Annotated in this window: 22 protein-coding genes; 5 read left to right on the top strand and 17 right to left on the bottom strand. The window is 60.6% G+C overall.

The genetic code is table 11. The features are described 5' to 3' along the window. Positions 1-22 precede the first annotated feature (22 nt). Positions 23-961, top strand: coding sequence for a hypothetical protein (locus ACI5GA_RS26520; RefSeq protein ID WP_421424948.1), 939 nt, complete (start codon positions 23-25; stop codon positions 959-961). On the opposite strand, the gene ACI5GA_RS26515 is transcribed toward ACI5GA_RS26520, so the two are convergent. Continuing rightward, on the bottom strand, positions 948-1,265 hold the full coding sequence (locus ACI5GA_RS26515; protein WP_404634453.1) for a class I SAM-dependent methyltransferase: 318 nt from the start codon (positions 1,263-1,265) through the stop codon (positions 948-950). The two genes, ACI5GA_RS26520 and ACI5GA_RS26515, sit on opposite strands and share 14 nt — an antisense overlap. A gap of 352 nt (positions 1,266-1,617) precedes the next feature. Here ACI5GA_RS26515 and ACI5GA_RS26510 point away from each other — a divergent pair, with 352 nt between their 5' ends. Then, a complete protein-coding gene (locus tag ACI5GA_RS26510; protein WP_421424946.1) occupies positions 1,618-2,304 on the top strand; it encodes a YoaK family protein in 687 nt (228 codons plus the stop codon). A gap of 21 nt (positions 2,305-2,325) precedes the next feature. Here ACI5GA_RS26510 and ACI5GA_RS26505 read toward each other — a convergent pair whose 3' ends face one another. Together ACI5GA_RS26505 and ACI5GA_RS26500 are read right to left on the bottom strand one after the other, a co-directional pair. Continuing rightward, entirely contained in the window at positions 2,326-4,044 is a 1,719-nt protein-coding gene (locus ACI5GA_RS26505) for a diguanylate cyclase domain-containing protein (RefSeq protein WP_421424945.1), read from the bottom strand. Beyond that, positions 4,041-5,081, bottom strand: coding sequence for an ABC transporter substrate-binding protein (locus ACI5GA_RS26500; RefSeq protein ID WP_421424943.1), 1,041 nt, complete (start codon positions 5,079-5,081; stop codon positions 4,041-4,043). The genes ACI5GA_RS26505 and ACI5GA_RS26500 overlap by 4 nt, the downstream gene beginning before the upstream one ends. A 166-nt stretch (positions 5,082-5,247) precedes the next feature. Here ACI5GA_RS26500 and ACI5GA_RS26495 point away from each other — a divergent pair, with 166 nt between their 5' ends. After that, positions 5,248-5,613 carry a glyoxalase superfamily protein gene (locus tag ACI5GA_RS26495; RefSeq protein WP_404634445.1) on the top strand — a complete coding sequence of 122 codons (366 nt, stop codon included), beginning with the start codon at positions 5,248-5,250 and terminating at the stop codon, positions 5,611-5,613. Between the two features lie 112 nt (positions 5,614-5,725). On the opposite strand, the gene ACI5GA_RS26490 is transcribed toward ACI5GA_RS26495, so the two are convergent. The 9 genes from ACI5GA_RS26490 to ACI5GA_RS26450 form a co-directional block, all read right to left on the bottom strand. Then, entirely contained in the window at positions 5,726-6,739 is a 1,014-nt protein-coding gene (locus ACI5GA_RS26490; RefSeq protein WP_421424942.1) for a GlxA family transcriptional regulator, read from the bottom strand. A gap of 61 nt (positions 6,740-6,800) precedes the next feature. Further along, positions 6,801-7,799 carry a 4-hydroxyproline epimerase gene (locus tag ACI5GA_RS26485; RefSeq protein WP_404634441.1) on the bottom strand — a complete coding sequence of 333 codons (999 nt, stop codon included), beginning with the start codon at positions 7,797-7,799 and terminating at the stop codon, positions 6,801-6,803. 34 nt (positions 7,800-7,833) lie between these two features. After that, positions 7,834-8,682, bottom strand: a complete 849-nt coding sequence (locus ACI5GA_RS26480) for an ABC transporter permease (protein WP_404634439.1) — start codon at positions 8,680-8,682, stop codon at positions 7,834-7,836. After that, a complete protein-coding gene (locus ACI5GA_RS26475) occupies positions 8,679-9,527 on the bottom strand; it encodes an ABC transporter permease (protein WP_421424941.1) in 849 nt (282 codons plus the stop codon). Before ACI5GA_RS26475 ends, ACI5GA_RS26480 begins: the two co-directional genes overlap by 4 nt. Beyond that, positions 9,524-10,642 (bottom strand): quaternary amine ABC transporter ATP-binding protein, encoded by a 1,119-nt coding sequence (locus ACI5GA_RS26470; protein ID WP_404634435.1) that lies wholly within the window; start codon positions 10,640-10,642, stop codon positions 9,524-9,526. Before ACI5GA_RS26470 ends, ACI5GA_RS26475 begins: the two co-directional genes overlap by 4 nt. 91 nt (positions 10,643-10,733) lie before the next feature. Further along, complete coding sequence (locus ACI5GA_RS26465) at positions 10,734-11,582, bottom strand: glycine betaine ABC transporter substrate-binding protein (RefSeq protein ID WP_421424939.1); 849 nt, start codon at positions 11,580-11,582, stop codon at positions 10,734-10,736. Between the two features lie 85 nt (positions 11,583-11,667). Beyond that, the gene (locus tag ACI5GA_RS26460) at positions 11,668-13,014 is read right to left on the bottom strand and encodes an NAD(P)/FAD-dependent oxidoreductase (RefSeq protein ID WP_421424937.1); all 1,347 of its coding nucleotides are present in this window, start codon (positions 13,012-13,014) and stop codon (positions 11,668-11,670) included. Continuing rightward, positions 13,011-14,528, bottom strand: coding sequence for an aldehyde dehydrogenase (locus ACI5GA_RS26455; protein WP_421424935.1), 1,518 nt, complete (start codon positions 14,526-14,528; stop codon positions 13,011-13,013). Before ACI5GA_RS26455 ends, ACI5GA_RS26460 begins: the two co-directional genes overlap by 4 nt. Then, on the bottom strand, positions 14,521-15,432 hold the full coding sequence (locus ACI5GA_RS26450) for a dihydrodipicolinate synthase family protein (protein ID WP_421424934.1): 912 nt from the start codon (positions 15,430-15,432) through the stop codon (positions 14,521-14,523). The genes ACI5GA_RS26455 and ACI5GA_RS26450 overlap by 8 nt, the downstream gene beginning before the upstream one ends. A 642-nt stretch (positions 15,433-16,074) precedes the next feature. Between ACI5GA_RS26450 and ACI5GA_RS26445 the strand changes: the two genes are divergently transcribed. Together ACI5GA_RS26445 and ACI5GA_RS26440 are read left to right on the top strand one after the other, a co-directional pair. Continuing rightward, positions 16,075-17,394, top strand: coding sequence for a methyl-accepting chemotaxis protein (locus ACI5GA_RS26445; RefSeq protein ID WP_421424932.1), 1,320 nt, complete (start codon positions 16,075-16,077; stop codon positions 17,392-17,394). A gap of 448 nt (positions 17,395-17,842) precedes the next feature. After that, positions 17,843-18,064, top strand: a complete 222-nt coding sequence (locus ACI5GA_RS26440) for a hypothetical protein (protein WP_421424929.1) — start codon at positions 17,843-17,845, stop codon at positions 18,062-18,064. A 58-nt stretch (positions 18,065-18,122) separates the two neighbouring features. On the opposite strand, the gene ACI5GA_RS26435 is transcribed toward ACI5GA_RS26440, so the two are convergent. From ACI5GA_RS26435 to ACI5GA_RS26415, 5 genes are all read right to left on the bottom strand, one after another. Then, positions 18,123-18,917, bottom strand: a complete 795-nt coding sequence (locus ACI5GA_RS26435; RefSeq protein WP_421424927.1) for an acyl-CoA thioesterase — start codon at positions 18,915-18,917, stop codon at positions 18,123-18,125. A gap of 100 nt (positions 18,918-19,017) precedes the next feature. Next, the gene (locus tag ACI5GA_RS26430) at positions 19,018-19,797 is read right to left on the bottom strand and encodes a CHAD domain-containing protein (RefSeq protein ID WP_404634419.1); all 780 of its coding nucleotides are present in this window, start codon (positions 19,795-19,797) and stop codon (positions 19,018-19,020) included. A 21-nt stretch (positions 19,798-19,818) separates the two neighbouring features. Beyond that, positions 19,819-21,822: a transglutaminase TgpA family protein gene (locus ACI5GA_RS26425; protein WP_421424925.1), complete on the bottom strand. Its 2,004-nt coding sequence runs from the start codon at positions 21,820-21,822 to the stop codon at positions 19,819-19,821. A 13-nt stretch (positions 21,823-21,835) separates the two neighbouring features. Further along, positions 21,836-22,792, bottom strand: coding sequence for a DUF58 domain-containing protein (locus ACI5GA_RS26420; protein WP_421424924.1), 957 nt, complete (start codon positions 22,790-22,792; stop codon positions 21,836-21,838). Beyond that, positions 22,789-23,706, bottom strand: coding sequence for an AAA family ATPase (locus ACI5GA_RS26415; RefSeq protein WP_404634413.1), 918 nt, complete (start codon positions 23,704-23,706; stop codon positions 22,789-22,791). The genes ACI5GA_RS26420 and ACI5GA_RS26415 overlap by 4 nt, the downstream gene beginning before the upstream one ends. Positions 23,707-23,814: the final 108 nt, after the last annotated feature.

Raw genomic sequence — 23,814 nt, 5'->3', positions numbered from 1 at the left:
TTCACAGTCAAGGATTGACGCCATGAGTCATACGTCTCAACACCCCGACACGCCCATTCATATGAGATGGATGGCCGAAACAACCCGCCTTCAGCACCTGCGCATCGACGAACTGATCCTGCCCGGCGCGCATAACTCAGGCAGCGACAAGCAATCCCCCAATCTGGGATTGCCTCAGGAATGCGCTCAGGATGTCTCGCCTCACGAGCAACTTCGTCACGGCATCCGCGTGCTGGACTTGCGCATCGCATTCTACAAAAAACATCCCTTGGGCAGTCCGCAGCGCTTTCAGCTGTACCACCTGACCTCTTCGGGCAGAACCGTTGCGGTCGACGTCATTCAGAAGGTCCAGGCCTTCTATCGGGAACTGGAAAGCCACGGTGTTCCGGCAAAGGAAATCATCGTGCTGGATTTTCATCAGTTCGACAAATTTCCCCCCGAGGCCCACGCCGAACTGCAGGCGTTGTTGCTCAACGAGCTGGAACCCCGTCTGGTTCCCTATACCTTGCGCGGCCTCACGCTGAGTCGACTCTGGGCCGACCATCCCGGTCGCAACGTCGTCATCGCGTACAACCATGGCAGTGGGGGCTACGAGTTCTGGTATGGCGTCGATCAGCGCTGGCCGGGGGAGAACCTCTTCAACACCAACACCCTGAAAGGGTTCATTGACAAAACGGCGCAGGAGACCAAGACGCCTCATCGCCTGACAGCGGTGCAATGCGCCAAATACTCATTGCCATTCCATGCGGCCACCGACCTGTCAGACAAGATCAACCAATGGTTTGCTTCGGTGGACGAACAGAGCTACATCCAGAACTTCTACATCATCAACACAGACTGGTCGTTGCGCAGCGATCTTATCCAGCAATGCCGCCACGCCAACGATATCCGCGGTCAGCGCAAACTCGATCATCCCGAGGCGCCCTTACAGCCCGCGTTGCGCCTGATCAGCACCGAGTGATCAACCCCTGACGGGCGATGCGTGTGAGGTGGCGGATCACCGCATCCGCCCGTTCAGCGGAAGGTGCCTGCACGACGGCCAGGTCGAACTGGTCATTGCTGAAGCGCTCCAGCGACTCCTCGGCGGCGATGAACTGAATCAGAAAGGCATGGGGGCCGTGCTGACGACGAGGTCGTCCATCCAGATAACGCAACAGCGTCGGCTGATGGGAACCGGCGAGAAGAATCTTTGGGTTGCGACGATTGAACGGGCTGGCCAGGGGGCTCAGACGAATCAACGGGCGTGGGCTGGACGTGTTGCTCATGGTGCTTTTTCTCCGCCTCAGTGTTCCGCTGGGCAGCGGTGAGAGGCAACACCGAACCAGCGCTTTAGCGGTATTTCGGTGACGCATTCGTGACACCCGGCGCCCCGCAAGTAGCTGTTTAAATCGGCGCATGAGCGGCATCCTAGATAAGCGGCACCGGGCTTGTCAATTGGCGGCAGTCACCATGATCTGACGCAACGCCCGTCTCGGCCCCATAGTCCCCGTCCAGGAAACAATGAGTCCTCGTTTCACCTGATTGTTCGGCTCGTGATCTTTCCTTAGATTGATCGCCAAGCCTGCCATTCAGCGTTGCTGATGGCCTTCAGCGCACACCCGTTCAAGGACGCCATCCATGCCTTCCATTCACCGCTCCATGGCCCCGGCCCTCAGCTTCAACGGCGGTTTCGTCGACACCATTGGCTTTCTGGCCCTGCAAGGACTGTTCACCGCTCACGTGACCGGCAACTTCGTTACGCTGGGCGTAAGCATCGTTCACGGCACCTCAGGCGCACTGGCCAAGTTGCTCGCGTTGCCGGTGTTCGCGCTGGTCGTCGGCCTGACCCATATCGCCGCCGTGTCGATTCACCAGCGCGGCCTGGTGCCTTTGCGTCCACTGTTGATTCTGCACACGGTCCTGCAGGCTCTGTTCGGCGTGCTGGCCATCGAGTTGGGGCCATTCAGTGACGGCGACAGCACCGCAGCGCTGATCACCGGCATGACGGGCGTGGCCGCCATGGCCATTCAGAACGCGATTTCGCGTCAGCACCTCAAGGGCGCGCCACCGACCACCCTGATGACGGGCAATGTGACGCAAGGCGCCATCGACGTCTTCGCCCTCGTCGGACTGCGCGACGAAAAGGAGCGTGCGGCGATCAAGCAGCGACTCAAACCGATCGGCCTGAACCTGCTGGGTTTCACCGTCGGCTGTATCGGTGCGGCGCTGCTGTACCTTGCGGTCGGGCTGTGGTGTCTGGTGTTGCCAGTGCTGGTCGCGGTCTGGACCTGTGTGCGCACCTTTGGCTCGGACGAAAACCTCTGATCGCCAACACATCACATGGCCTCACTCTTCCTGCATCTCGAAGGAATAGCAGTTGCGGCCTGCACTCTTGGCCTTGTACATCGCGTGGTCGGCGTGCTGGATCAGCGTGCCGATGTCGTTGCCGTCACGCGGGAACAGGCTGACGCCCATGCTGGCGTGAATCTGCACCCGATGCCCGTCGATGAACAGCGGCAACTGGAAGCACTGGTGGAGCTTTTCCAGCAGGCCGACGATCTTTTGCGGGTCTTTCACGTCGTTGAAGCACACCACGAATTCATCGCCCCCCAGACGCGCGACGCAATCCGCGCCATCGCTGGCTGAGGTCAGCAACTTGGCCACGGCCTGCAACACCTGATCGCCGAAGCGATGGCCGTACTGATCATTCATCTCCTTGAAATGATCGAGGTCGACGAACAGCAACGCCATCTTCTGTCCCTTCGCCCGCGCGTCCAGCAACGCCTGTTCCAACACTTCGAAGCACATGCGCCGGTTGGGCAACTCGGTCAGCGGATCGTGACGCGCCAAATGTTCGAACGCCGCGCGGCTGCTGGTCAGGTCGTCGAGCTGCGTCAGAATTTCCTGCTTCATCGACTGGAATCGGCGCGCAAGCACGCCCAATTCATCTTCGCGAGGCGACAGATCGCTGATCTTGCGCTCACGGGAAAACAGCTCGACCGCGTCGGTCATGCTGCGCAACGGACGAATCAGCGCGCGCGAGGCAATTACCGCCGCCAACAACGCCAACGCGCTGAACAGCAGCGCAATCTGCATGATGTTGGTGCCCGCCCGTGACGCCTGAGCCAGCACATGACTCTGTGGCTGCCCCAAACCCAGCACCACGAACGGCTCGGAGCCGTCGCTGTGGGACAACCTGACGAATGCGGCGACCAGACGGTCCTGCTGCCCCTGCTCGACGCTGCGGCTGATCAAGGCGTTCGGGCCGCTCTCGGCGAGCATGCGCGACACTTCGGGGAATTCGTCCTGCAGGAACAGACGGCGGCCCTGATCGAAGCCGAACGTGCGGCGGTGGTCCGGGTGCACCAGCAAATCGCCCCAGCGATTGCTCAGGTACACCTGATATTCCTTGGGCAGATCACTTTGCAACTGGCTGAACAACTGATCGAGGTCGACGTTGATCACCAACAGCGCGAATACCTTGCCCGAGGGGTCCGCCACTGGGGTCGACACGTGCAGCGTCGGCTTGCCCAGCCCCGAGTGCGCGCCTTGTTCATGGTTGATGACAATGGGCGAAATCCGCACCTCACCCGGCGCCAGACGCAATGTTTCGAAGACGTAGGCGTAGTGAGCTTTCTCTTGAAGGTCTTCGCCCTCGACCCGAACGATGTTCGGGCCATCCCGGTCCTGGCGCACCAGTTCCAGCCCATGATCGGTGGCGCTGATCAGACGAATCTGCATGTAATCGGGATGCGCCAGCAGCATGGCGCGAAACGACGCCGCGAGATTGCTTTGAACGGCGTTACGCAGTGCTGGATCATCGATATCGCCCAGCTCGTGGACCTGTGGGCCATTGGTCAACACCGCAGCATCCAGCGAAATATTGCGCAAACTGGCGTGCAGGTTGCGCCCCAGGACTTGCACCGACGTCAGCAAATCACGCTCGGCAGCGCGCAGGAGCATCTCCCGGCAGCTGTTGTAGATGTAATAACCCGCCAGCCCCGTGGGCAGCATGCCGAACAGGGCCATCAGACAGCCCAGCTTGAACGCGATACCGAATTTCACCGCGATTCCCCCAACGGCGGACGCTCACCGGACACAATGCGCTGCCACAACGCCGCGCGGCGTTCATCGTCCTCCACCGGCCTTAGCCAGATCAAGCGGCTGGACGGGCTGGCATCGGCCGGCTCCTGCAAGGTGTTGGACAGATCCTGCCGCTCGGTAATGGCCCGACTGACCTCAGGTTCAAGCATGTAATTGATCCACGCCGTGGCCAGCGCGGGGTCATGAGCCCCCTTGCTGATCGCCCAGCAGTCGAGCCACGCCAGCGCGCCCTCTTTGGGCACCACATAGCCCACATCGGCGCCCGCGTCACGCAATTGCTTGAGTTGCTGGCGGCCATAGTTGGCGAAAATCAGCGCCACCGAGTGGCTGCGAAACAGCTCCGCCGCCTCTTCTGGCAGCGAGTAAAACGTCAGGACATTACGCCGCAACGCCACCAGCTTGGCAGTGACTCGGGGGAAGTCATCGGGTTTGATATTGAACGGATCGCTCCCCATCGCCAGGCTCGCCAGGGAAAAATTGTGATTGCTGGTATTGAACGCCAGCACGCGGCCCTGAAACTGCGGGTTCCACATGCTTTCGACGGATTCCGGAGGCTGCGTGAATTGCTTGCGATCATAGATCAGCCCCATGTCGGACCAGACATAGGGAACGGCATACACCTGGCCGGCAACGACGATGTCGGGGATGCGCGAGTAATCGCGAAAACGCGGGAGTTGGCGCGCGGTGTTGGCGATACGTTCCGGCAACAACGGCTGTAACAGGCCCTGATTCACGTAGTTGTGAACCTCGGCGGTGTTGGCGGCGATCACATCGAAGTCGCCGCCCTTGTTCTCGGCCAGCTTGCTGCGCAGCACTTCATCGCTGCCCACCAGGGTGACCTCGACCTTGACCTTGTAGCGTTTCTCGAAAACGCTCACCAGATCGCTGTCCGCATACCCCGGCCACGCGAGCACGCGCAGCGTCTGCTCGGCCGCACTGCCCTGCCCGGAGACGAAGAGGCAGCAAATGACAAACCACAATGGGCACAGGAGCTTCATGGATAATGCCCAGTACAGGGGATCACGCCGCCACTATACAGATGGCGATGTGCCGTTGCTTGATCTCCTCGTTTCAGCCGCGATACCTCCGGTCGGAAACGTCGTTTGCATCACAGATCGTTCGCTCGGATAGAATCCTTGGCTCTCTCAACAAGGAGCGTGACCCATGCAGGTTTCAGGAGCCATTCCGTTGCTTCGTATCTTTTCCGAGGAACAGGCGAAAGCGTTTTATGTGGACTTTCTGGGGTTCAGGATCGAGTGGGAGCACCGCTTCGCAGACGATCTGCCGCTGTATGCCCAGGCCCGGCGTGGCGATCTGGTCGTCCACCTGACTGGTCATCATGGCGATGCCACACCCGGCTCGACGATTTTTGTCCCGGTGATAGAGATCGAAGCCTTGTGCGAAGAACTGAACGCCAAACGCTACAAGCACGCCCGCCCCGGGATTCAGGAGCAGGGTTGGGGCAAAGTGATGGAAATTGCCGATCCGTTTGGCAACCGGCTTCGATTTTGCGAGTTGGCACAAGACTGATCCATACCGACTCGCTCCAGCCCAGCCGTTGCTCTTGCTCTTCATGCGCGCAGGTCCAGACCAAGCCCCGCTAGCTCTGACGGACAGAATCAAGAGCGCCACTACAAACACTTCACTTCACCAACCGCTTTTCCTTCGACGGCCGATACCCGAAATACGAGCTGTAGCATTTGCTGAAGTGGCTCGGTGAAACGAACCCGCACGCCACCAGCACTTCGACCTGAGACAATTCGGTGTGCTGCAACAACCGTCTGGCTTCAGTAATGCGCAGTTCGAGGTAATAGCGCTGTGGCGTGGTGCCGAGTTGCTCCTTGAACAGCCGTTCGATCTGCCGACGTGAACGCCCGGCGTACACCGCCAGTTGCTCCATTTCCAGCGGCTCTTCAAGGTTGGCGTCCATGAGTTTGACGACTTCCTTGAGCGGCGCGCTGACCGAGATGTGGCGGCTGGGTTTGATCCGGCGATAGCGCGACTCTTCGAAGGACAGAATGTCTTCGATGCCTTCCACCAGCGCCTTGTCGTGCAGGCCCTTGATCCACTCCAGCGCCATGTGGAACGCGCCCGAGGGGCTCGACGCGGTCAAGCGATCCCGGTCCACCACGAACGGCTCACTGGTGACGTGGGTGATTTTCGACAGCTCCGCCAAGGCCGGGCGATGCTCGGGATGGATGGCGCAGCGATAACCTTCCAGCAACCCGGCCATACCCAGAAACCAAGCGCCATTCCACAACCCGGCCAGGACAATGCCCAGATCGGCAGCCGTGGTCAACAGCGCTGTCAGGGCTTCGTGGGTTTTGAGTTCAGTGCGATAACCGCCGCAGATGACCAGCAGATCGAGGTCTTTGAGGGTGGGCAATTCAAGTTTCGCGTCAGGCCGAATGACCAGCCCCAAGTCGCTGATGACCTCGCCTTCCTGCAAACCGAACGTGCGCGAGGTGAACAGTTTGGGTCGCAGCAAATTGGCCGTGACGATGGTGTCCAGCACTTGGGTGAAAGCAGGCAGGGAAAAGTGTTCGAGCAACAGAAACCCGGTCCGGGTCGTTGCACAGGGTGTGTTTTTATTGTCGTCCAGGTAGCGAAGGTTCTTGCCCTTCATGCCCCCACTGAACTCGCGTCTTTCGCTCAACGTTTGCCTCGGTCATTAAAAGTGCGGCCCCGACGCCTCATCGCGCATCCGGGCCGCCGTGCTACGCCAACTGAAAGCCGTGGGCGAGCGGGTCTCTGTCGTCTACAAAAATGGTGTTGTGGCCGGTCACCTGCGCCCAGCCGGTGATGCTGGGCTTCATGCCCGCAAAATCGCCAACGTGGGTCGCCGCCTCGACTTTGCCCTCGTAGAGAGTACCGATCAAACTCTCGTGCCGGTAGAGGTCACCCACCTTCAAACGGCCTTTGCCGAACAACTGCGCCATTCTCGCCGAGGTGCCGGTGCCGCCGGGAGAACGGTCGATGGCCTTGTCGCCGTAGAACACCGCGCAACGACCATGGGCCGTGCTGTCTTTCGGCTTGTCGCACCAGATGACGTGGTGCACGCCGCTGATCCGCTCGTTCTCCGGGTGAATCGGGTTGCTGACGTGGGCCAGCGCCTCGCGCAGTTTCACGCTCAGGCCGACGATGTCGGCGCTGCTTTGCCCTTCCAATCCCGGCCAGTTGACCTGAGGCTCAACCACGGCGTAGAAGTTGCCGCCATAGGCGATGTCGACCGTCAGGGTGCCAACACCTGGCACCTCAACTTCAACATCGGCACTGTGCAGGTAGCTGGCGACGTTGTGCAGGCTGACCGACGTCACGTGTTCGCCCTCCAGCGTATACACCACGTCAACGCGCCCGGCCGGGGTTTCGATAGCGAGCCTGCCCGGCTCCCGAGGCGTAATCAGCCCCTCTTCGATCACCACTGTCGACAACCCGATGGTGCCCGCTCCGCACATGGGCAGGCAGCCGCTGACTTCGATGAACAGCGCGCCGAAGTCGCAATCATCCCGCGTCGAGGGGTAGATGATCACGCCGGACATGACGTCGTGGCCGCGCGGTTCGAACATCAATGCCTTGCGCACCCAGTCGTGGTCGCGCACAAAGATTTCGCGGCACTCGGCCATCGACACCGAGGGCAACAGCGGCCCACCGCCTGCGACCACCCGCACCGGGTTGCCGCAGGCGTGCGAGTCGATACAGAAGAAACTGCGTCTCATCGTGGTAATTCCCTGTCAGACCATTTTGTTGGGCCTAAGCCAGCTTGTTTGAAGAGCGACGCTGCAACGCGCCGCGAGACAACCGGTCCAGCAACAGCGCGATGGCGACGATGGCCAGACCCGCACGCAGACCCAGGCCCATTTCCATGCGCGACAAACCGCGCGTCACCTCTGCACCGAGGCCACCCGCACCGACCAGCCCCGCCAGCACCACCATCGCCAGCGACATCAGAATGCACTGGTTCAGGCCCACCAACAGGGTCGGTGCAGCGGTCGGCAGTTCGATCTTGAACAGGATGTCCCGTGGCGAGGCGCCAGACGCCTGCCCCAGCTCCAATAGGTCTTTGGGCAATTGTTTGAACGCCAGCGTGGTCAGGCGCAGCATCGGCGGAATGCCGTAAACGATGGTGGCGATGATCGCTGGCACGCGGCCCAGGCTGAACAAAATCACCGCTGGAATCAGGTACACCCAGGGCGGCACGGTCTGCATGATGTTGAGGATCGGCAGGAAGGCGTCATCGACCTTCCTCACCCGCGCCGCCAACACACCCAGCGGAAAGGCGATGGCCACCGAAATCAGCACCGCCACCGACACCAGCGCGATGGTCTGCATCGACGCCACCCACAGCCCGGAGAACAGACAGAACGCCAACATCAGGGCCGAAAACACCGCCACGCGTTTGGTGGCAAAGATGAACGCGGCGACGAACACGATGGCAATCGTGACGTAGGGATGAGGCGCCAGCAGGGCCTTTTCCACCACGCCCAACACCGCTTCGACGATCTGACTGATGAACACGAACAGACCGTGCAGGTTGGCGTTCAGCCAATCGACGGCAGGCGCCAGAAACTCACCGGGGGAAAAACGGAAATCCGCGATCATTGCGCTTCTCCTGTGCGCGACCGAACGGCGCTCTGGGCCAGACGGTCGAGGATCATGGTCAGGATGACGATGGCCATCGCTGCGTTGATCGACTTGGCGATGTCCAGCGTGCGCACCGCGCCATAGATCGACTCACCCAAGCCGCCGGACCCGACGATCCCAGCAATCACCACCATACCGAACGCCATCATCAGGCTCTGGTTGACCCCGGCCATGATGCTCGGCATGGCGAACGGCAGGCGGATCTTGAAGAACATCTGCAAACCCGTCACACCGCTGGCATCGCCCAGCTCGATGAATGCTTTGGGCGTCATGCGAATGCCCAGTGAGGTCAGGCGCAACGCTGGCGGCAGGGCAACGATGAACGTCGCCAGCAGCGCGGTCGCCGGGCCATAGCCCAACAGCGCAATGGCGGGCAGCAGGTAAATGTAGGGCGGCATGGTTTGCACCAGGTCCAGGCACGGATCGACGACCCGATCGAAGGCCGGGGTCAGCCCGGCGATCACGCCCAGAGGAATGGCGACGACCAAGGCCAGCAGTGTCGCGGTCAGCACCAGCGCCAAGGTGCTGACCGTTTCCGGCCACAGCCCGATCAAGGCGCAGAACACCAGAGCCAGCGCGGCGATAATTGCAAAGCGGGTGCCGACCATCTTCCAGCCCAGCACCGCGATGATCAGCGCCACGACGTAATACGGCGGGAATGCGAGGCACCACAGCACCGCTTTGTAGAGCCCGGACAGCGCATCGTTGGCCGCGCTGAACAGGAAATCACCGTGGTCGGCCAGCCAGCCGAGGCCCGCGTCGACGGCCTCGTCGAACTGGCTGGAAAAGTCGGGAGTGTTCATGCCGAGGCCTCCAGCGCCGCGCCCGCTGCCGAGGCCGCGAATTCGTTGGGAATGCCTTGCACGCCGCGCAGCAGATCACGGGTGGTGACGATGCCGACCACCGCGCCGTTGTCGACCACCGCCAGTGCATCGCGCTCGGATTTCATGGTCAAACCGATCAGTTCATCGATGTCAGCGCCGGGTGAGGTCTTGATCAGGCGGCTGACGTCGCAACCTGGATTCGAAGCCTTGTACGCCTCCACCGGGGTCATCACCGAATGGGCCTTGACCAGATGCAGGCGGGAAATACCCGCGACGAACTCGGCGACGTAATCGTCCGCCGGGTTGAGGACAATCTCCTCGGCAGTGCCGACCTGGATGATCGCACCGTCCTTCATGATCGCGATGCGATCACCGATGCGAATGGCTTCTTCCAGGTCGTGGGTAATGAAGACCGCTGACTTGCCCAGTTCCTTGGTCAGTTGTCGGAATTCGTCTTGCAGTTGCCTGCGGATCAGCGGGTCGAGCGCACTGAACGGCTCGTCCATCAGGATCACTTCAGGGTCTGCGGTGATGGCGCGTGCCAGGCCGACACGCTGCTGCATGCCGCCAGACAGCTCACTTGGGTAACGTGACGCCCACTCGGTCAAACCGACCTTGGCCAGCGCACGTTCGGCCACCTGATAACGCTCGGCCTTGCCGACGCCCTGCACTTCCAGACCGAACGCGGTGTTTTCCAGCACCGTGCGGTTGGGCAGCAGGGCCACGCTCTGAAACACCATGCCGATGTGGCGGGCACGGACTTCACGCAGTTGCGCCGGGTTGAGCGAGGACAAGTCCTTGCCCTTGACCAGGATCTTGCCGGAGCTTGGGGTGATCAGCTTGTTGAGCAAGCGGATCAAGGTGGACTTGCCACTGCCGGACAATCCCATGATGCAAAAGATTTCTCCGCGGCGAACCTGGAGACTGACGTCCGAAACCCCGACCACGCAGCTGTAGTCTTGCAGGATCTGGCTCTTGGAAAGGCCCTGCTGAACCACAGCGTTCATTGCAGCAGGGGCGCTTTTCCCGAAGATTTTCCAGACGTTCTGGCAATCCACCAGCACTTCGTTTGTGTCTATTTTAGCCGTAGTCATTTCGTAACCCGTCGAGCCAGTTGTACTGACTTCTCTCATTGATCAAAAGGCGGCAGTGGCAAAGCTGAAACAGTCAGCGTGGAGCGCTTTATCAGTTCTTGACGTTTTCCCAACGCTTCAACAGGTCGGCATGGTTGTCGGTCCAGTCCTTGACGGCCTGATCCATGGTCTTGCCATCCTTCACTTCGGTGTTGATCGCAGTAATGTCCGGCAGCGGCACATAAACACTGGCCATCAACTCACGCGCATGGGGGAAGTCAGCCGAGAAGCCCTTGTGGCCGATCCAGTAGTAACCCTGTGGTGGCGGGAAGATGCCTTTCGGGTCCTTGAGGAATTTCACGTCGTATTTCTGCACCATCCACGACGGCTCCCAGACCGTGACGGCGATCGGCTCCTTGCGGTCCACGGCCGACTTCAGCGCAGCGGTCATGGCGGCGGTGCTGCCCTCTACCAGTTGCAGCTTGAGGTCATAGCCCTTGACCACGTTGGTGGCGTCTTTCATCAGGCCCGAACCCGGCTCGATACCGATGATCTTGCCGCCGAACTTGTCCGCGTTGGCGTTCAGTTGATCGACCGAATCGATGTCGACGTACTTGGGCACCGCGATGCCCTGATAGAGGCCATGGGAAACCGGGGACAGTTTCTCCAGGCGGTTCTTGTTCTTGTTCCAGTATTCGTTGGCAGCGTAGTCGGTCTGGGAGGCCAGCACCTGAACGTCACCTTTGGTCAGCGCGGCGTAGGCAATGCCCCACTCGGAGAACTCGACGACCTTGACGGTGTAGCCTGCGTCTTCCAGCACCTTTTTGGTGATACCGGTGATGGGCGTCAGGTCTTCCCAGTTCATGGTGCCGACGGTGATGGTCTTTTCTTCAGCATGGGCCGACAGGGTCATCATCCCCGCGACAGCCACAGCGCAAACGGTTTTCCAGATGTTCTTCATGGCGCTTCCCCGATCTACGTTTATGAAAATCAACTCGTGTGTGTTTTTTCCAAACCTGATGCGTGTCATGCCGGGTGACGAATCCTCACCCTTCTTTTCCTGCCCTCAATTCCTGCCAGCGAATGACCGAACTCACCCCCAGTTGGGTCAGCAGGCGCGGTGGCAGTTTGCTGGGTTCCGGCGACTGGCTGAAACGCTGCAAAAACGCTGACTCCGTACCCGTCGCCAACTCCGCAGCCATGACCCCAGCCAAAGTGCTTTTCACCGTGCCCAGACCGTTTTCGCAGCACGCCGCGTAGAGGTTGTCTTCCACTTCGCCGAAGGCCGGCACGCTGTTGCGACTCAGGCACAGACGCCCCGCCCAACTGAACTCGATGGGCGTGTCTTTCAGCTCAGGAAAGCGTGCGTCCAGCGATTGCCGTTGTTCTTCAGCGATGGCGGCAACTCGTTTGGGCGTGACGGTGATGCTTGGGTCGTAAGTGAACTTGGTGCGAATGACGATGCGTGACAGCCCGTTTTCAGTGATCTTGCGCACCGTGGCGCCCATCGGATCGGCAGGCAACAAGGCCCAGCGATCCTTGCCCGTGGCGGGGCGAGAAAACTGATCATGGCTGTAGGCAGCGGTCATCGAGGCGTAGGTGAAAACGTGCAGCAAACGCCCCTGAAAATGCCCGAAGTCTTCGATGTGGCCGTTGACCGCGAGAATCACTTTCGGCGCACTGACCTGCCCCGTATGGGACTTGGCGACCCAACCGGCCCCCGCCTTCGTCAACTCGACAATGGGCGAGCGCTCGTAGAGGCTGATCTTCTGCGCCAGACCATCGGCCAGATCGCGGATGTACTGCGCCGGTTGAATCATCACCGCACCGGGGGTGTACAACCCGCCGTGGTAGTAATGAGAGCCAGTGATCTCGCGCATCTGCGCCGCATCGAACAGCTCATGTTTCTCGCCGATCCCGGCCAGGGATTTGGCGTACTTGAGGTTCAGCTTCAAACCCCGCTCGGTGGCCGCCGCATTGATCTTCCCGGACGGGTCGAAGGTGTGCGCCGACATCCCGTACTCGGCGGCGGCGTGCGCCGCGAAGCCGATGGCGAAACGGTTCTGCTCGATTTCCAGTGCGGTGGCCGATTCTCCGGCCACCGAGTACTCGCCCGTCGAGAGGCTGTGGGGCACGTCGATCATGAAACCGGAGTTTCGTCCCGCCGGGCCTTTGGCGATTTCGTGGGCATCGACCACGACAATGCTGTCGTGGGGACGCAACTGGGACAGCCGACGGGCCGCCGACAGACCGGCAAATCCTGCACCGATGATCAGCCAGTCCGCCGACACGTTCCCATCAAGCATGCGCACCGGGGCAGAACGCGTGGAGATCGCCTCCCAGCCTGAAACACCGGTGTCGACCGGCAGACGCTTGATGGTATGCGTGTTCATTTTACGGTCTCGTCAACGGAGCGGTCGGACACGTCGATCCAGATGGTCTTGATCTCGGTGTACTGGTCGTGAGCGAACACCGACTTGTCGCGACCGCCGAAACCGGACTCCTTGTAACCGCCGAACGGGGTCGACGCATCGCCCTCGCCGAAGCAGTTGACGGTGACGATGCCTGCACGGATTTCCCTGGCCAGCTTGATCGCCTTGCGCAGGTTCCCGGTGTACACCGAAGCGGCCAGGCCGTAGGCGGTGTCGTTGGCCAGGGCGATGGCTTCGGAGATCGAGTGGAAGGTGGTCACCGACAGCACCGGGCCGAAGATTTCTTCCTGGAACAGACGGCTGTCGCGGTCCACGCCATCGATCACGGTCGGCTGGATGTATGCGCCGTCCTGAGTGTCGCCGCCGTACACCGCCTCCAGCTTGCTGGAACTGGCGTAGTCCAGGTACGACTTCACTTTTTCGAAATGATCGCTGCTGACCAGTGCACCGACGCGGTTCTGCGGGTCCAGCGGGTCGCCCATTTTCCACTCACGGATGTAGGCGCCCATGCGCTGAAGCAGTTCGTCTTTGACTGAGGCGTGAACCAGCAAGCGCGAGGTGGCCGAACAGTTTTCACCCATGTTCCAGAACGCACCGTTGACCACCTGCTCGGCGACCAGGTCCAGGTCCTCGGCGTCGTCCATCACCACCGCCGGGTTCTTGCCACCGCACTCCAGCACCACGCGTTTGAGGTTCGAATCCGCGGCGTAATGCAGGAAACGACGACCCGTGGCGGTGGAACCGGTGAAGCTCACCATGTCGACGTCTTTGTGCAGGCCGATCGGCTCGCCGACGTCCTTGCCGGTGCCGGTCACGATGTTCAGAACACCGGCCGGAATACCCGCTTCGAACGCCAGTTCAGCGACACGCAGGGTGGTCAGGCTGGTTTGCTCGGCCGGTTTGACGATCACCGAGCAACCGGAGGCCAGTGCCGGGCCGATTTTCCAGGCCAGCATCAACAGCGGGAAGTTCCACGGCAGCACGCACCCGACAACACCGATCGGCTCGCGAACCACCATGGTCAGGGCGTCATTGCCCACGGGCGCCGTGTGGTCGTAGAGCTTGTCGATGACTTCGGCGTGCCAACGCAGGGTGTGAACGGTGTCCGGCACGTCGACCAACTGGCATTCACGCACCGGTTTGCCGCTGTCCAGGCTCTCCAACACCGCCAGCTCATGGCGATTGCGCTCCAGCAACTTGGCGAACTCCAGCAAAACAGCCTTGCGTTCGCCCGGTGGCAGCAAGCGCCAACGCCCGTCGTCGAAGGCCTCTTTGGCTTTGCTGACGGCGTAGTCCACGTCTTCGGTATTGCACGCGGCGATGTCAGTCAGAAACGCGCCGTTGGCCGGGTTGATCGTGGCCAGCGTGTTACCGGAAATCGCCGGTTTGAACGCGCCGTTGATGAAGGCGTTGGAGGGAAACGACATCGACTGGGCGATGGCGGCGTATTCAGCCGCTGTAAGAAGATCACGCATGGCTGGCTCCGGAAGTGATGTGTGCGACGGTGCGTTTCAGAGTGGTGACAACGGTCTGGAAACTGCGCTTGTCATCCGCGTTCAGCGGACGTAGCGGTGCACGCACATCCCCCACTTTCAATCCATTCAATTCACAACCGAACTTGATGCATTGCACGAACTTGCCGCCGTCCAGTGCATTCATCATCGGCATCATTGCCGACATGATCTGACGGCCCTTGTCGAAGTTCTTTTCAACGACACACGCCTCATATAAAGCAACGTGTTCGCGCGGCAGGAAGTTTGAACCGGCACACACCCAACTTCTTGCCCCCCAGGCGAAGAACTCCAGCGCCTGATCGTCCCAGCCACAGGATAATGCGATGTGCGGATATTCACGCGCCAGAAGATGCACACGGCCCATGTCGCCAGAACTTTCTTTAATCGCCTTGACGTTCTTCGACTTACCAACGCGGGCCAAGTAGTCTTCGTTCATTTGCACACTCATCCGGCCCGGATAGTTGTACAACATGATCGGCAAGTTGGCGGCGCGGTCGATGGTCAACGCATGAATGGCGTTTTCCTGATCGGTGGGTAGCGCATAAGGCGGGGTGGTGACCAGAATGGCATCCGCCTTGATCCGCTTGGCATCCTCGGCGAACATCACCGCGTCTTCAGTGCGAATGGCGCCGGTTCCCACGATCAACTGCACGCGAGTGCCAATGACTTCCTTGGCATGGGCGGCCAGTTTCAGACGCTCTTCGGCGGTCTGGGCATAATATTCGCCCGTCGAGCCACCAATAATGATGCCGTGCACTTTCGCTTCGATCAGAGATTCAAGAACCTCTGAAAATACGCTCCAGTCGATTTCACCGTCAGGCGTATGTGGCGTGACGGCCGGTGTATAGATGCCTTCGAATTTCAAGACGTTTCTCCGGTGATGTATGGCGCATAAACTGTGTAAAAAAAGAATATTAAACAGCGTTAAAAAACATGCCTTTGTGCACTCGACATACCGGCCAGGTCGCAGAAAAACATTCAGCGATCAACAGACGCAGGTGTACCGCTCGCTCGAACCGAAAGAGGTGCGAGAGACGGAGGGACCGTGATCGTTAGAAACTGTTTAGTCGGGACAAGACCGCTATCAATAACGGGCGCTGTTCGACAGTGGGCAGAGGAAACTCAAGTGTGTTCATAGACCGTATCTGTCCCCATTGGCAGTGACGACGGTTTCTTGTTTTCAAGCGGTACGGAGAGGCCCCGTCCACTTTTTTGCACGTCTTGAACCCCCGATTCATGCCGGGGATTGCTTGCGGCTTGTGTGAAGATTACGTGTCGTTCGAGGGCAGGAACAAGAAACTTTTACGCTCATCAATCCATAAACTGATGTTATCGATCGAGGCAAAAACGGGGATTCACGATCGCTTTTGAAGGGCATCGAGGGGTGTTTCTGCCGTGCCATGGGGTGATGTCGCAAGCGTTGATCCAGATCAACGCCACTGTCACGCCCTGTTGAGAAACTACTGGCACCTTGCCTTATCACGTGCAATCACAGAAGAGCTTCCTTATGAGCCGCTGGTTGAGCAACATCTCGCTGAAGTACAAATTCTGGGCGGTGAACGCCGTCGCCTTCATCACCACCTTGCTGCTGGTGGTGTACGCACTGAACATCGAGCAGCAAAGCCGCGCCGAGGATGCCCATCTGGCTGCCCAGGCTCAGACGCAGTTACTGGCCGCATGGCCTGCCGGGCAACCGGTGCCAGCGTTATCGCCGCTGCCCGCCCCGCCCTCTTTCAATCAGTTACTCGCCGAGCACTTCACGCAGTACGCCTTCGCGGTACTGGTGTTGATGCTGGCCATGCTCAGCGCTTCGCAGTTGCTGATCCGCTTTCTGCTGACCCACCTGAACGCCCTCAAGGACGTCATGCTGCACGTTGAAAGCAGCGGCGATCTGTCCGCCCGGGCGCCCATGGCCGGAGAAGATGAGGTCGGGCAGATGTCCAAGGCTTTCAATGCCATGCAGGCCGGGTATCAACGAATCGTCGGCACGGTGGCGCAATCGGCGGCGCGGCTGGATCAAGGTGCTGTGCACCTGGCCACCGGCATGAGCGATGTGCGCGAAGGCATGCTGGGCCAGCAAAGCGAAACCGATCAGGTGGCCACGGCCATCAATGAAATGACCGCCACGGTCTATCACATCGCTCAGCACGCCAGCGCCACCCGGGACCAGTCACAAAATGCAGATGCCCTGGCGGGCAGCGGCAAGGACGTGGTGGACCGGGTGCAAGCCTCGATTGCCGGGCTGTCCAGCGGTGTGCAGCAGACGGCGGGGATGATTCAGCGCCTGGCCGAAGACAGCCAGAAGATCAACGGCGTGGTCAACGTGATTCACAGCATTGCCGAACAAACCAACTTGCTGGCCCTCAATGCCGCCATCGAAGCCGCCCGGGCCGGGGAAATGGGCCGTGGTTTCGCGGTGGTGGCTGATGAAGTGCGCAATCTGGCCAAGCGCGTGCAGACCTCCACCGACGAAATCACCACCATGGTCTCGGCGCTGCAAGCGGGCACGCGCGATGCCGTGGATTTCATGCAGGAAAGCTCTTATAAAGCTGACGATTGCGTGCAACATGCCCAGGAAGCCGGAGAGGCGCTGGCCGCAATCACCGAAGCCGTGGCACAGATGCGCGAGAGCAACACGCAGATTGCCGTGGCCGCGCAACAGCAGAGTCAGGTGGCAGAAGAAATGAACCGGGCGGTGGTGAGCATTCGTGACGTGACCGAGCGCACCGTGCGCCAGACCGTGGACTCAGCCAGCACCAGCGATGAGCTGGCGACCCTGGCCGGTGAATTGAACACCGCCATCGGGCAGTTGAAGCTTCAGGGCTAGAGCCTGCTGAGTTGTCACCCTGGATTCTGAATGGGCAACTCCATCTCATGTAGAAGAATCTATGTTGCCTGGCTAACTGCATTCGCCACCAAGGCGGCTCCCACAATAATTGTGTCGAACCCAGATTTAACGTTCGACGCTGAACCTGTGGGAGCCGGCTTGCTGGCGAATGCGTCGGATCAGATGATATTTGCGTTTCTGACACGCCGATTTCGCCAGCAAGCCGACCCCACAAGCGTTGCGCCGGTCCAGAGTGTGCTGATTGCCTCCAAGCGGAGAAGCCCCCGCAGGGGCGCGCCACATCCACGATCGGTGCTTTTCCTCACCGATTGCTTTCCCCCATCCTGGCTATCAATCCGATAGCAATCCTCCATTCGCCGTCCCGCGAACACAGGCCTATTCTGAACCCATCGAAAACGGTTCTTATTCAGGCATTACGGAGGTCATCATGCCCAAGTTCATTTCCAATCTTCACCTTGAAGACTTCTTCAGTGCCACACACAAATCCGGTCTGTCGTCGAAACTGGTGCTGTCGTCCATGGCGTTTCCGCTGTCGATCGTCTCTGGCCTTCTGCTGCTGGATGGCGCGTTCAACGCCAGCATCACCTCTGCCGGTATCGGCATTCTGGGGCTCATTGCAGCGCAGGCGATCAAAACCCCAGGCCAATAAGGTCTCGGGGCAGGTTTTCTCAGGGTCCAGTTTTCACAGAGCTTCGTTTTCTCAGGGCTTAGCCGAACACGGTCACCGTCTGACGGCTGATCGCCACCAACTGGCCTTTAGGCGTCCATAGCGCTGCCGCAACATGGCCATAGCCATCGCGGGCATGCTCGATCACCGCACGGTATTGCGTCCAGTCGTGGGTCGTCATTTCCGGCAGCGGCTGAACGAACTCGATGGTCCACGTCAGCGAACTGCCCGGCGCCGGTTTATTCAGGTGAGGCAATACCGCAGGCGGCCAGGTGTCGACCAACGCCAGCAGATGCGCTTCGGTCAATCGCTCCTCTGCCACATCCCGCAACCGTGCATAGCCGCCAATGGCAGGCGATTTCGTGTTCGTGTACGGCAAACCACCCAAGGCCCAGCGCATGTCGATATAGCGCAAGTATTCGGGCATCACGCCGGGAATGAACGGGAACACCGGCACCTCGTCGACCGGTTTGAATTCAGGCGCAGGCTCCGCCGCTACGGCAATCGTCGATTCGCGGGCCGCACCGAAACTGCCCTGAATCAGCGTCACGGTTTCGCCGTTCTGGATCGCCCGCCCCAAGACCTGGCTCACGGCCTTGCCTTCGCGCAGGATTTCCACTTCAAAGGCAATCGGCACATCAATGGCAGGCGGGCCGACGAAACACACCGCCAGCGAGCGAATCGGCCTGCCCGCCGGAACCTTCCCGCGCATGGCTTCGAACAGCAAGGCCGCCATCAGCCCACCAAAGCATGAACGCCCCTGCCCCCATGAGGCGGGAATGGAAACGGACGCAGGATTGTCGCGCACGGCGTCGAGCAATTCGGAAAAGGTCATCAGGCACTCCATGTGGCTCGGCAAAGACATGCCCGGATCTTAACCAGACGCCCTCTGCCGAACAGCGCTCATAACTGCCAATCCTGCGGCCTGATCGGGATCAAGGGACGGGGCGATCACCAAAACAGGCGTGGTGCAGACGCTCCAGCGCTTTGTCGGACTTCTCCTCGGCGCGCAGAATCCCCAACTCCCACCCTGCCACACACGGTGCCAGATCGGCTTGTTGCTCAGCCTGCGCCAACCATTGCAGATGATCGTGCCAGTCGCCCAAAGCGCCCTGCGCCGATTTCAAGCGCTTTTGCATGCCTTCAGGTTGATGACTGAGTTCGGGATACGCTTCAGCAGCATAACGCACGCGCTTGATCAGCAAACGCAGGCGATGGCGATCATGGGCCGGATCGGCCATGGCTTCGCGCAGTTGCTTCCACTGTTTGTCCATGCGTTTTTCGATGCGCTGGCGCAGGCGTTTCAACAGGCCGTGACGTTGCTGCGCGCGCAAAAACGAGGGCAACTGATCCAGCACGCCGAACAGGCGATTCAGTTCGGGCGACGTGGCGACCTGCGGACACGCCGCATCCAGATACGTCGTGCGCTTGAGCGCCGCCTGATTCATCCCCTGTTTGTTGAGAAAAACCGCCAACACCTGCATGTCGCGCAACGGCGTGGTCAGGTCGCCCACCCCTTTGGCGGCTTCTTCGACCTGATCCATTCCCGGCAGGCCACGCAATGGCCGCAGCACACTGCGCAGGCGCCGGACCGTGGTGCGCAGTGCATGCAGCGCCTCGCTGTCGGTCGAGGCGGCCAGTCGTGCATGGCACGCCAGCAGTTTGACGTTGAGGCTGAGAATCTCGGCGATCAGATGATCGACCATGGCAGACATGGAACACACTCCTTCATCATTTCAAGACGGCGATTTGTCTTTCGCCGCCGACAGGCGCCAGGGCAAACGACGGCGCACCTGTTTCAAACACCGACGCAACTGGCCGACCGAGCCGGGTTCACCGGCATAGCGTTGTGCTTCGAACTCTCGGGCAAAATCCTCGATGGCGTCGGCGTGGTCAGGAAAACGCTGTGCCGCACGCCGGGCAAACGCCTGAGCACCCTCACCGGGCTGACGTCTGAGACCTTGCCTGGCCAGCAATCGTTCGAATGCCGCAAACAGACGCAACTGGGAATCGCTTTCCCGACGCCACGGCTTGAACAGCCACAACGCCAGCAAACTCAGAATGACCACCGCCCCGCCCGCGAAGACCGGCGCCTGAAAGCCCGAAAACCAGCGACCCAGCACCTGCAACTGCTGCTGGCCCTGGTACCCCAGCACCCAGCGTTGCCAGCCGTAGTTGAGATTATCCCAACTCAGGCGAATCGAATTGAGCCAGGCCAGGTGTCTGTACCGCAGCGCCGACATGGGCGAATCCGCGAGGAATTCTTCATCCGGCGCCAACGCCTGTTCCAGACCCTGTTCAATTCGCGCTGGCGCTACGGCGGCGGTCGGGTCGACACTGCGCCAACCCACCCCGGCCTGCCAATATTCGACCCAGGCATGGGCATCGAGCTGACGCACGCTGATGTAATGACCGTCCGGATTGATCTCGCCGCCCTGATAACCGGCCACCACCCGCGCCGGAATGCCCGCGGCCCTCAACACGAATGTCATCGCCCCGGCATAGTGAGCACAGAACCCGGCGCGGCTGCCGAACAGGAAGTCATCGATACTGTTGGGTCCCAAAACAGGAGGCTTGAGGGTGTAATGGAATGGCTGCTCGGTGAAGTACGACAGCAGGCTGTCGACCATGTCGTCCGGCTTGGGATGACGACGATGCACGTCCGCCGCCCACTCGCGTGCCTCGGGGTTGCTCTTGGCGGGCAGTTGCAGGTTCTGCATCCTTGCGCCCTCACTCAGAGCGGTTTCACGCACCGCATTCGGCCATGAGTTGACCGCGTACAGCATCGACTGATCGATGGGCCGCCTGCGCTGCCAGCGAAAATCGCTCATCTGCCGCACACCATTCAGGTCGGGCACCCCCATGTCCAGCAACATCAGCCACGGTTTGCCGGTGGGCTCCATGACCACGCTGTAGCTGATCTTCTCACCCTCCTTGCGCCAGTCCGGTGCATCGGGCACCTGTGCGCGGGAGGACTGTGACCAGCGCCGACCGTCGAATTGCTCCAGCGTCAGCGCGCGCCAGTACTGCTGATCGCGAGAGGGAATCGGCCCGTCAAAACTGGCACGAAACACCAGTGCCGCCGATTTGCTCAACTCGGCGATATCACCCGGCGCCATACTGTCCGATAGCCCCGTGAGCGCCTTGTTGCTGGGCTGGGGCAATGACCAGAGCGGGTCCAGCCGGGGAAAGAACAGAAACAACAGCAGCATCAATGGCACGGCCTGCAACAGCAGCTTGGCGGAGAGCATCAAGGTGGCGGCAGGTCGCGTGGCCAGGCTCGATTGCTGCAAACCGATCAGCGCCGCCAGCAACGTGGCGATGGGCAACAGGGTAAACAGCCCCCAGAGCAGCGCATCCTCGAACAGATAGCCGACGGCGACGCAAAAGAACCCGAGGAAGATCAGCACCAGTGCGTCACGCCGGGTCTGCATTTCCAGCATCTTCAGGATGAATGCCGCGATCAGCAGCGCGGCTCCGGCGTCCAGGCCCACCAGGCTGCCACGGGCCAGAAAGATCCCGCCCGCCGTGCCCACCAACAGCCCGGATTTGACCCAAGTGCCCGGCATGCGCACCCGCATGCGAAAAATCTGGATGCGCCAGAAGCTGCACACCAGCCACAACACGATCAATGCCACAGGGATGTGCAATGAAAACGGCACGATCACCAGCGCCTGAGCGATCAGCAACCAGTTGAGGCTGACCCGTGGGATCGGCTTGCCCAGATTGGCGGAGGTCATGACTCGCGCTCACTCATGCCCGCACCCCGTACAGCGCCAACTGCCGTAAACAGGCCTCGCGATGGGCATCGCCAGTGTCCACCGCAGACAGAAAGCCCGGCAGGCGCAGGGCAAACGGCTGCTGACGCTGGGACAGCTCCAACACCCAGTAACACAGGCGCGACAGCCGCTCTTCGATATCCCCGCCCAGCGCCATGAAATCCAGGCACAGGTCATGGCCGCTCAGGTCGGTGAACTCCTTGACCATCAGGCCTTGACCGCGCGACCAGGCTTTCCAGTGCATGCGCCGCATGGAGTCGCCGGGTTGCCACACGCGCAGGCCTTGATAATCGTCGACACCTTGCCCTTGCGTCGCCTGCCCGTCGTCTTCGGCGTGGGGTTGCACCCCTTGCAACAGCGGCAGGCTGCCCGCCACCGGACGCGGATAAATGAGTATCGTCTGCTCCAGATCCAGCCAGCTCCAGGCGCGGAAAATACCCAGCGGAAACACACTCTCGACCCGCAGGCGCGGCGCCCGCAGCCAGCCTCGGTTAACGGCGGGCAGCGTCAAGGCGACCTCGACCTGACGCTGCGGATCGACATCGGTCTGCTCCAGTTGCTCACTGTCCCAACCCAGCGCAATGGCCTGATGACCGCTGGAAGCGCTTTCCAGCCGCAGCCGCAGTTGCACCGGCTCGCCGACGAACACCGAGCGTGCGTTGCTGGCGCTGAGGATCAGGCCGCTGAAATTGCGATAGGTGTGCAGGATGCCGAGGATGCCCACCGACAGCATCAAAAACGTCAGGCCATAGGCCAGGCTGTTCTGGTAGTTGATCGAGACCAACAGCAGTAAAAACAGGACAAGTGCGTAGGTGCCGCCGACCCGGGTCGGCAGGATGAAGATTCGACGGTGATCCAGCTCGATCCGCGACGCCGGGGGAATGCGACGCCCCACCCAGCGTTGCCAGAGCGGCTTGAACTGAGAGATCAAAGCACCGGCACCTCACGCAGCAGCCATTGAACCAACGCCCCGCCCCCATGCCCGGTCGGGTCGGTCCGGTCGCGCAGGCGATGGCCGACCACCGCAGGCAGAATCGCCTGAACGTCTTCAGGAATCACATAATCGCGCCCGATCAGCAGCGCCCAGGCCCGTGCCGCGGACAAAATCGCCAGACTGGCCCGCGGCGAGAGGCCGTAGGCAAACTGTGGCTGGCTGCGCGTGGCATCGACCAGCCGCAGGACGTAATCGACCAGCGCATCACTGACCCGCACCCGACGCGCTTCCTCTTGCAGAGCGGCCAGTTCGGCGTGGTCGATGATCGGCTCGATGCGCGGCAACAATTCACGACGGGACTCGCCCAGAAGCAGGGCTTTTTCCGCAGAGCGTGCCGGGTAGCCCAATGACAGGCGCATCAGAAAACGATCCAGTTGCGACTCGGGTAACGCAAAGGTGCCGCCCTGACTGAACGGGTTTTGCGTGGCAATCACGAAAAACGGATCGGGCAACAGGCGGGTGGCGCCTTCGATGGTCACCTGCCCTTCTTCCATCGCTTCGAGCAACGCGCTCTGGCTTTTCGGCGTGGCACGGTTGATCTCGTCGGCCAACACCAGTTCGGCGAAGATCGGTCCCGGATGAAAGGTGAATTGCCCGGTTTCCCGATCGAAAACCGACGTGCCGAGAATATCGCCCGGCAGCAGGTCAGAGGTGAATTGAATCCGCTGAAAGCTCAACCCCAGAATTCGCGCCAGCGCGTGGCTGAGCGTGGTCTTGCCCATGCCGGGCAAATCTTCGATCAGCAAATGCCCGCCGCCCAGCAGGCAGGTCATGGCCAGACGGACTTGAGGCTCCTTGCCCAGCACCACTTCATTGATTGCGTTCAGACACGCATCCAGTTTTCTGCCCATTGGAAAGCCTCCCCAGGCGACTGCTCTTGGCTAAACGGGACCGCAGACCATGCCAAACCTGCTGCCAGACATGCCGTCACTTTAAAGTCAGCGTAGGCGGTTTCGCCA

This window comes from Pseudomonas sp. Pseu.R1 (assembly GCF_045764065.1).
Taxonomy (GTDB): domain Bacteria; phylum Pseudomonadota; class Gammaproteobacteria; order Pseudomonadales; family Pseudomonadaceae; genus Aquipseudomonas.
This window is presented reverse-complemented; position numbering and strand designations above follow the sequence as displayed.